9 protein-coding genes are annotated in these 8,792 nt (G+C 74.6%); 5 read left to right on the top strand and 4 right to left on the bottom strand.

Annotation, left to right across the window (positions count from 1 at the left end; all coding sequences use genetic code 11):
• The first annotated feature begins 243 nt into the window (after positions 1-243).
• Entirely contained in the window at positions 244-1,569 is a 1,326-nt protein-coding gene (locus tag EXE48_RS15960) for a 5'-deoxyadenosine deaminase (RefSeq protein ID WP_137705271.1), read from the top strand.
• 50 nt (positions 1,570-1,619) lie between these two features.
• Here EXE48_RS15960 and EXE48_RS15955 read toward each other — a convergent pair whose 3' ends face one another.
• The 4 genes from EXE48_RS15955 to hemC form a co-directional block, all read right to left on the bottom strand.
• Positions 1,620-2,021: a hypothetical protein gene (locus EXE48_RS15955; RefSeq protein WP_137712022.1), complete on the bottom strand. Its 402-nt coding sequence runs from the start codon at positions 2,019-2,021 to the stop codon at positions 1,620-1,622.
• Positions 2,022-2,134: 113 nt separating this feature from the next.
• Positions 2,135-2,893: a uroporphyrinogen-III synthase gene (locus tag EXE48_RS15950; protein ID WP_137712021.1), complete on the bottom strand. Its 759-nt coding sequence runs from the start codon at positions 2,891-2,893 to the stop codon at positions 2,135-2,137.
• Positions 2,890-3,771 carry a uroporphyrinogen-III C-methyltransferase gene (cobA, locus tag EXE48_RS15945; RefSeq protein ID WP_137705273.1) on the bottom strand — a complete coding sequence of 294 codons (882 nt, stop codon included), beginning with the start codon at positions 3,769-3,771 and terminating at the stop codon, positions 2,890-2,892. Before cobA ends, EXE48_RS15950 begins: the two co-directional genes overlap by 4 nt.
• Positions 3,764-4,915 carry a hydroxymethylbilane synthase gene (hemC, locus tag EXE48_RS15940; protein WP_137712020.1) on the bottom strand — a complete coding sequence of 384 codons (1,152 nt, stop codon included), beginning with the start codon at positions 4,913-4,915 and terminating at the stop codon, positions 3,764-3,766. Before hemC ends, cobA begins: the two co-directional genes overlap by 8 nt.
• A 181-nt stretch (positions 4,916-5,096) precedes the next feature.
• Here hemC and EXE48_RS15935 point away from each other — a divergent pair, with 181 nt between their 5' ends.
• From EXE48_RS15935 to EXE48_RS15920, 4 genes are all read left to right on the top strand, one after another.
• Complete coding sequence (locus tag EXE48_RS15935; RefSeq protein ID WP_137712019.1) at positions 5,097-6,185, top strand: beta-ribofuranosylaminobenzene 5'-phosphate synthase family protein; 1,089 nt, start codon at positions 5,097-5,099, stop codon at positions 6,183-6,185.
• A 3-nt stretch (positions 6,186-6,188) separates the two neighbouring features.
• On the top strand, positions 6,189-7,025 hold the full coding sequence (locus tag EXE48_RS15930; protein WP_053770803.1) for an RAD55 family ATPase: 837 nt from the start codon (positions 6,189-6,191) through the stop codon (positions 7,023-7,025).
• Between the two features lie 103 nt (positions 7,026-7,128).
• On the top strand, positions 7,129-8,088 hold the full coding sequence (locus tag EXE48_RS15925; protein ID WP_137712018.1) for an AAA family ATPase: 960 nt from the start codon (positions 7,129-7,131) through the stop codon (positions 8,086-8,088).
• Entirely contained in the window at positions 8,085-8,777 is a 693-nt protein-coding gene (locus EXE48_RS15920; RefSeq protein WP_137712017.1) for a DUF8135 domain-containing protein, read from the top strand. The genes EXE48_RS15925 and EXE48_RS15920 overlap by 4 nt, the downstream gene beginning before the upstream one ends.
• The last annotated feature ends 15 nt before the right edge of the window (positions 8,778-8,792 follow it).

The following is an 8,792-nucleotide window of genomic DNA, read 5'->3' as shown; positions in this document are numbered from 1 at the left end:
CCCCGCACAGCACCGCAGCCTCACACCTCCCCAACCTCGCCGCTCACGCTTCGCGGCTGCGCCGCTCGCGTTCGCGGCGTCCCTCGCGTGTGCTCCTCGCGGCCGCCGAGGGCGGCCGCTCGCAGGCACGCGCCGGCCGCATCCGCCGGCTAAACGGCCTCGTTCGGTCGCGTCGACGGGACGCGATCGCCCGAGGCGCCGAGGGACAGCCTCTTACCGGTCGACCGTCAGGAACGGACGGACATGCTGATCGCCGGAACCGTCGTCGCCGACTCCGAGACCGTCATCCCCGACGGCGCCGTCGTCGTCGAGGGGAACACGATCGCCGCGGTCGGCGAGGAGCCCGACCTCCGCGACCGCTACCCCGACCACGAGCGGCGGACGTTCGACCTCGTCGCGCCCGGCCTCGTGGGCGGCCACATCCACTCGGTCCAGTCGCTGGGTCGGGGGATCGCCGACGACGCCGCCCTCCTCGACTGGCTCTTCGACGCCGTCCTCCCGATGGAGGCCGCGATGGACGCCGAGGCGACTCGGGCGGCCGCCGAGCTGGGGTACCTGGAGTGTCTCGAATCGGGGACGACGACCGTCGTCGACCACCTCTCGGTGAACCACGCCGACGAGGCGTTCGAGGCCGCGATCGAGACCGGGATCCGCGCGCGGCTCGGGAAGGTGCTGATGGACCGGGACTCTCCCGACGGGCTGCTGGAGGAGACCGACGCCGCGCTCGCCGAGAGCGAGGCCCTCATCCGCGAGTACCACGGCGCCGCCGCCGGCCGCGTCCGCTACGCGGTGACGCCGCGGTTCGCCGTCACCTGTACCGAGACCTGCCTGCGCGGCTGCCGCGAGCTGGCCGACCGCTACGACGGCGTGACGATCCACACCCACGCCAGCGAGAACGAGGACGAGATAGCGACCGTCGAGGCCGACACCGGGAAGCGGAACGTCCTGTGGCTCGACGAGGTCGGGCTGACGGGCCCGGACGTGACGCTCGCGCACTGCGTCCACACCGACGAGCGCGAGCGCGAGGTGCTCGCCGACACCGGGACGGTCGTCACGCACTGCCCCTCCTCGAACATGAAGCTCGCCTCGGGAATCGCGCCGGTCCAGGACTACCTCGACCGCGGGATCCCCGTCGCGCTCGGCAACGACGGCCCGCCGTGTAACAACACGCTCGACCCGTTCACGGAGATGCGGCAGGCGAGCCTCCTCGGCAAGGTCGACGCCCGCGATCCGACGCGCCTCCCGGCCGCGACCGTGCTGGAGATGGCGACGGAACACGGCGCCCGCGCCGCCGGCTTCGACCGCCTCGGCGCGCTCCGCGAGGGGCACCGCGCCGACGTGATCGGGATCGCGACCGACCTGACCCGGGCGACCCCGATCCACGACCCGCTCTCGCATCTGGTGTACGCCGCGCACGGCGACGACGTGACCTTCGCGATGGTCGACGGCGAGGTCCGCTACGCCGACGGCGAACACGTCGGGACCGACGCCGCCGCGGTCCGCGAGCGCGCGACGCGCCACGCGGAGCGCGTGGCCGAGACGGCCGGCATCGACGTCGCCGAACCGTAGCCTCGTCGCCGTCGCTCTCGCGTCGTGAGAAGCGCGGGGAGGCCGGCGACCTACGAGGGGCGCTCCGCCGACGAGGCGACCGCGAAGGGGGACTGCGCCCACCGCATCGCGGCGTCGTCGTCGTTGAACGCCTCGGTGTCGACCCCCTCGACGTCGATGGTCCGCTTGAGGAAACGCCGCTTCGAGCGCTGCCCGACGACGGCGAAGCGGTCGACGCCGCGCGCGACCGCGATCTGCGCGGACTCGCGGAGGGCCCGCCGGCCGGCGTCGGAGCACGGCCGGCTGGTCCGGACGACGATCACGACGGCGTCGATCGCGTCGGGATCGGTCGCGGTCCGCCAGCGATCGAGGAGCGCCTCGCCGTCCGCGGGGCTCAGCCCAGTCCCGTGAGGGAACTCGACTACGAGGACCTCGTCCTCGACCCGCAGCAGCCAGCGCTCGCTCGGTTCCATGACACGACCTCCCACGTGCTTGGGTATAAACCACACTCTCCGATTATCGTATCAGATACTTGAATCCGTACGACGGAGCGGTCCCGGCGGCGCCGGTCGCCCGCCCGAGAGGATCAGTTCCGCCGGCCGGTCCCCTCGTCGAGCGCGTCGACGACCGCGGCCGCGAGCGCCTCGAACGACGCCTCGTCGGGGACGACGTCGACGCCGAGGCCCCGGTCGCGAGCGGTCTCCGCGGTCGGCGGGCCGATGACGCCGACGACCGCGTCCGTCAGCCCGGCGCGGGCCGCCTCGTCGACGCCGCGGTCGGCGGCCGCCGCGAGGAAGTTGTCGACCGTGAGCGAGGAGGTGAACGCGACCGCGTCGAGGTCGCCGGTCGCGGCCAGCTCGGCCGAGTCACCGGCGTCGTCCGGACGCGCGAGCCGGTAGAGCACGGTCTCGGTCACGTCGGCGCCGGCCTCGCGCAGGCCGTCGAGGAGCACGTCGCTCCCGTGGTCCGAGCGAGCGACGACGACGCGCTCGCCCGCCACGCGCGCCTCCAGCGCGGCGACGAGCCCGGCCGAGGTGTACTCCTCCGGGACGACGTCCACCGTCCAACCGACCTCGCGGGCGGCCGCGGCGGTCGCCGGCCCGATCGCGGCGACGTCCGCGTCGCCGGGCTCCCAGCCGGCCTCGGCGGCGAGCTCGACACCGGTCTTGCTCGTGAGCACGACGAGCGGCGCGTCGGCCGGGACCGCGCCCGTCGACTCGACTTCGAGCATGGGGTCCGGGACCGGCTCCGCGCCGAGTTCGCGGAGCAGTTCGACGGCCGACTCGATCCGCTCGTCGGCCGGGCGGAAGACGGCCACCCGCGGCCGGTCGGCGCCCCCGCTCACGCCCCGTCACCACCGGTCGCGTCGCCGCCGCGCCCCTCGCCCGGCGACCGAACTGGGGCCGAGTCGGCGTTCTCGAGGAAGGTCGCGACGCGGTCGCGGGTCGCGGCCACGTCGCCGATCACGGTGATCGCGGGCGGTTCGATCCCCGCCTCGTCGCGGACGTCGACGATGGTGTCGAGCGTGCCCGTCGCGACGCGGCTGTCGGGCCAGGTGGCGCGCTCGACGAGCGCGACGGGCGTGTCGCCGTCGAGGCCGGCGTCGCGGAGCTCCGCGGTGTACGCCGGCAGCTTCCCGACGCCCATCAGCACGACGATGGTCCCGCCGGTCGCGGCGAGCGCCGCCCAGTCGACCGCCGACTCCTCCTTCGTCGGGTCCTCGTGACCGGTGACGAACGATACGGAGGAGGCGTGGTCGCGGTGGGTCACCGGGATCCCGGCGACCGCGGGGCCGGCGATGGCCGAGGTGACGCCGGGGACGACCTCGAAGGGGACCCCCTCGGCCGCGAGGTGCTCGGCCTCCTCGCCGCCGCGCCCGAAGACGAACGGATCGCCGCCCTTCAGCCGAACGACGCGGTTCCCCTCGCGGGCCAGCTCGACCATGCGCCGGTTGGTGTACTCCTGGGGCGTCCACTCGCCGCCGGCGCGTTTCCCCACGTCCTCCCGCTTCTCCTCGGGGATCTCGCCGAGGATCTCGGGGCCGGGGAGCTTGTCGTGGAGGACCACGTCCGCCGACTCGATCAGGCGCTTCGCCTTGACGGTGAGCAGGTCCGGGTCGCCCGGCCCGGAGCCGACGAGGAAGACGGTGCCGACGCCGTCGTCGCGTCGTCGCGTCGGCGGCTCCTCGGCGTCCTCCCTTGGGGTCGCGCCGCCGTCAGTCATCGGTCTCCGCCTCCTCGCGCGCCTCGGCGATCAGGTCGTCGGCGCCGCGGTCGGCGAGGTCCGCGGCGAACTCGGCCGCCGCGGTCGCGTGCGACCGGATCGGCAGGTCGCGGGTCCCGGCCACCTCCTCGGTGCCGTCCGTCGAGAGCACCCGCGCCCGGACGTGGACGTGCTCGCCCTGGACCATCGCGGCGACCCCGATCGGCGCCACGCAGCCGCCGTTGAGCTCGCCGAGGACCGTCCGCTCGACGGTGACCGCCACGCGGGTCCGCTGGTGGTCGACCGCGTCGCGGACCGCCTCGACCACGTCCGGGTCGCTCGCGGTGACCGCGATGGCGCCCTGGCCGGCCGCGGGGACGAACTCCTCGCGCGGGAGCCGCGTCGTCTCCACCTCGTAGAAGAGGTTCGAGCGGCGCAGCCCCGCCTCCGCGAGGACGACCGCGTCGTACTCCGTCTCGACCTTACGCTCCATCGCCGAGCGTTCGAGGTCGGACAGCGAGTCGAACCACTCCTCGACGCTGCGCTCGAACTCCTCGTCGACCTCGTCGTCCGCGTCCTCCCCGTCGGCGCTCTCGCCGTCCGCGTCGCCCCCGCCGTCCCCCTCGGCGGTCAGCGCGCTCTCCTCGCCCGACGCGATCAGGCGGCGCTCGTGTTCCGCCTGGAGGCCGGGCGCGAGCAACTTTTCCAGCCGCGTGTCGACGTTGCCGCGGATCGGCTCGACGGTGAGGTCCGGGCGGGCCGCGCGGATCTGCGCGCCCCGGCGGAGCGAGCCGGTCCCGACGACGGCGCCCGACGGGAGGTCTTCGATGCCCAGCCCCTCCGGGTGGACGAGCACGTCGCCGGAGGGGGCGCGCTCGGGGACGCCCGCGACGACGAGGTCCGCCACCTCCTCGGTCGGGAGGTCCTTCAGCGAGTGGACCGCGAGGTCGGCGTCGCCGGCGAGCACCTCCTCGTCGAGGGCGCGCACGAACGCGCCCGTCTTCCCGAGTCGGTGGATCAGTTCGTCGGGGATCTGGTCGCCGCGCGTCTCCACCTGCCGGAGTTCCACGTCGCGGCGCCGGCTCGACAGCGCCTCGCGGACGGTCTCGGCCTGCCGGAGGGCCAGGTCCGACCCGCGGGTCGCGAGCCTGAGCGTTTCGGTCATACGCTGACCGAGGTCCCCCGCGTTCAAAAGCGCACCAGTTCGGCCGCCTCGGCGACCGCGGCGCCGTGGTCGCCGAGGCGCCGACGCGCGCTCCGGATCGCTCGCGCCCGTCCTCGCGTACCGAGGCAACTCCGGCCACGGTCACGGGCCATTTATCCCTCCGCCCCGAAGCGTGGCCGAGATGGCACGCGCGAGCGTCGGGGCCCGACTCCACTTCGGCTTCTGTAACCTCAGCCTCTCCCACGAGCGGCTGTACGGCGCCCTCGGCGTCGGACTCGCGGCGCCCCGCGCGGTCGTCGACGCGGAGCCGGCCTCGGCGGTCCGCGTGACGGTCGACGAGGCCGCGGGGACCCCCGCCGAGTCGACCGGATCCGCCGCGGCGGTGCGCGACGACGTCCGCGGGTACGCGACCGCGGCCGCCGACCTGCTCGGCGTCGACGGCGCCCGGGTCGCGGTCCGCGAGTCGCTCCCGCGGCACGCCGGCCTCGGCAGCGGGACGCGGCTGGCGGCGGCGACGCTCGCCGCGGTCGCGACCGCCCACTGCGAGCCGCCCCGGGTCCGCGAGCGCGCCCCGGCCCTCGGCCGCGGCGGGCGCTCCGGCGTGGGCGTCGCGACGTTCGAGGACGGGGGGTTCGTCCTCGACGCCGGGCACCCGACGGCGCGGTTCACCACCGACCGCCCCGCCGACGGCGAGTGGACCGTGCCGCCGGTGGCCGCCCGCCACCAAGTCCCCGACGACTGGCGGTTCCTGCTCGTCGAGCCCGGCGCGGACGCCGGCCGGAGCGGACCGGCCGAGGACGACGCGATGCGCGCCGCGGTCGAGCGCGCGGACCCGGCCCTCGCCGACCGGATCGGCGGGACCGTCACCCGGCGCGTCCTCCCCGCGGTCGCGACGGGCGACGCGGAGGCGTTCGGGGCCGCGGTCGCGGAGATCGGGCGGCTCAACGGCGCGTGGTACGCCGACGAGCAGGGCGGCGTGTACCGGCCGCCCGTCGGCGCGGTCGTCGACTCGCTGTCGGGCGCCGCGTCGGTGTTCGGCGCCGGCCAGTCCTCGTGGGGGCCGACCGTCTACGGCGTCACCGACGCGGCCCGCGCGGACGCGGCGCTGGCGGCCGGCGAGCGCGCGCTCGATCGGGCCGGCGTCGACGGCGAGGTGTCGGTCGTCCGGGCGTCGAACGACGGGGCGCGGATCGACGCGGCGGGCGGGACGGACCCGCCGTCTGCCGACCCGGAGAGGGGTAACACTAAGCCCCGCGGCGACGGGGCGTAAGGCATGTCCAGTGTTCCGTTCGGGGTCGCGCGCCTCGACTCCATCCTCGGCGGCGGGGCGCCGTCCGGCAGCGTCGTGCTGCTCGCCGGCGAGGCGGGCGCCGGCGCGCGGGAGTTCGCGTACACCAGCGCGGCGATGAACTCGCTGGCGCACGCCGACGAGGAGCTGTTCGACCTCTACTACGGCGACGTCGACGACGACGCGACCCTGCCCGAGTCGGTCCACTACCTCTCCTTTACCGCCGACACCGAGGCGATCACCCGGGAGATGGGGTACACGATGGCCGACGAGATCGTCGACGCGGCGGTCGACGGGATCTCCTTCCGGGACCTCTCGGCGGAGTACTTCCAGCTGTCGCCGGTGCCGCGCGACTGGTACGAGACGGCGACGACCTCGATCACCGAGCTCGGCGAGCGCGGGGAGTACGAGGACGTGCTCACCGCGTTCGGCGACTACCTCTCGGAGCACGGCGAGCGGAGCCTCGTCTGTATCGACTCCGTCACCGACCTCGTCTCGATGGTCTCCGACGACACCGACTGGAGCGACGTCGCCATGGTGATGAAGGGGCTGAAGAAGGCGGCCTACGAGTGGGACGCCTTAGTCCTCGTGTTGGTGAACTCCGAGGCGCTCCGCGACCGCGAGTTCGGCACCCTGATGGACGCCGCGGGCGGGACCCTCCAGTTCACGTGGGAGAGCGGCGGCTCCCAGCGCGCCCGGACGATGTTCGTCCGCGAGTTCCGCGGCGTGCTCTCCCGGCTGGAGGCAGAGAACATCGTCCGCTTCGAGACCGAGATCCACGAGGGCGGGTTCGACATCAGCGACGTGCGGAAGATCCGGTAACGGCTCGGGGACGTGGCGAGCGCCCAGTATCGATCCGGAGAACGGCGCGACAGGTTACTTAAGCCTCGCCGCTCAACGGCAGGTAGATGACGGAGGATCCGCGATGAGCGACCACGACCCGGCGACGGCCGCCCTCGACGCCGCGGCCGAGGACGCCGGCGTGAGCCGCGAAGAGGTCCTCAGGCGCGCGCTCGTCGCGCTCGCGGAGTCGGAGGAGATCGACGTCCCCGACGCCGAGGAGGTGGCGGCGGTCGAGGCCCGCCTCGACGACCTCGACGCCGAGCTCGACGAGAAGGTCACCGACCTCCGCCAGCGGTTCGTCGACCTCTACCGCGAGGTCGAGTCGCTCGACGCCGGCGGGGACGGCGCGGGGGACGCGGCCGCGTCGCGGATCGACGACCTCGCCGACGAGCTGGCGGAGGTCGCCGCCCGGCTCGACCGCCTTGACGCGGCCGTCGCCGACGCGCCGACCGCGGACCGCGTCGACGAGCTCCGCGACCGACTGGACGCGCTCGACGACCGGATGGACGAGCTGGACGCCGTCCGCGTCCGGGTGGACGAGTTCGGCGACCGCCTCGACGAGGTGGACGGACGGGTCGACGAGATAGACGGGCGGGTCGACGACGTGGACGACCGCCTCGACGCGATATCCGCGGACGACCTGTCCGATATCGACGACAAGCTCTCGCGGGTCGCGAGCGCGGTCGTCAGGGTCAAGCGCCGGCTCGACGCGGCGGAGCGCGACCGCGCCGACCGCGAGCGCCTCGACGCGCTGACGCGGACGGCGAACCGGCACGGGGTGCGGGCGGCCGACTGCGACCACTGCGGCGGGGGCGTCGAGCTGGGACTGCTGTCGGCGCCGGAGTGCCCCCACTGCGGGCGCCGGTTCGAGGACCTGGAGCCGAACACCGGCTTCCTCGGCACGTCGAAGCTCCTCGTCGGGGACCGGCCCGCCATCGACGGCGACGTCGCGGACGGCGCCAGCGGCGACGAGACGAGCCGGACGATGAACCGGACGAGCACCGCCGCGAGCGACGGCGGGGCGGAGGGTGACCGCCGATGAGCGACGACCGCTCCGACGACGACGCGGCCGAATACGACCCCTTCGACGATGACGGCTCGGAAGCCGACCCGTTCGGCGACGACGGCTCTGAGAGCGGCCCCTTCGACGACGAGACGTTCGCCGAGGGACCGAGCGACGAGGCCGGCGACGATCTCGACGGGCCCGACGCGGGCGGGGTCGACGACCCGTTCGCGGCCCTCGGCGAGGGGGTCGGGAACGACGCCGGACCCGACCGAGGCGAGGGCCGTACCGGCGAGCGCGGCGAGACGCGGTCCGGCGCGGACCCGGAACCGGGCGCGCCCGCGGACGACCCCTTCGCGGAACTGGACGCGGACGCGGCCGACGGGCCGACCGACGGGGACCCCTTCGAGTCGATGGGGAGCGGGGACGTCGGCGAGGAGGACGTGTGGGCGGCGCTCGACGAGGGCACCGCCGTCGGCGCCGACGCGACCGATCTCGGCGACGCGGACGGCCCGACTCCCGAGACGCCGGGCGCGGCGGCGACCGGCGACGAGCGCGTGGTCGACAAGCGGAGCTACTGCCAGCGCTGCCCGCACTTCGCGGCGCCCCCGGAGACGGCGTGTACCCACGAGGGAACGGAGATAGTGGAGTCGGTCGACTTCTCGCAGTTTCGCGTCCGCGACTGTCCGATGGTCGACGCGGACGGCCCCGCCTTCGACGGCGAGTGACCGGAAGCGGTTTCG

It is taken from the genome of Halorubrum sp. ASP1, from assembly GCF_005435135.1.
GTDB lineage: Archaea > Halobacteriota > Halobacteria > Halobacteriales > Haloferacaceae > Halorubrum > Halorubrum tropicale.
Note: the sequence above shows the minus strand (reverse complement) of the source record. Positions and strands in the feature narration are given on the sequence as shown.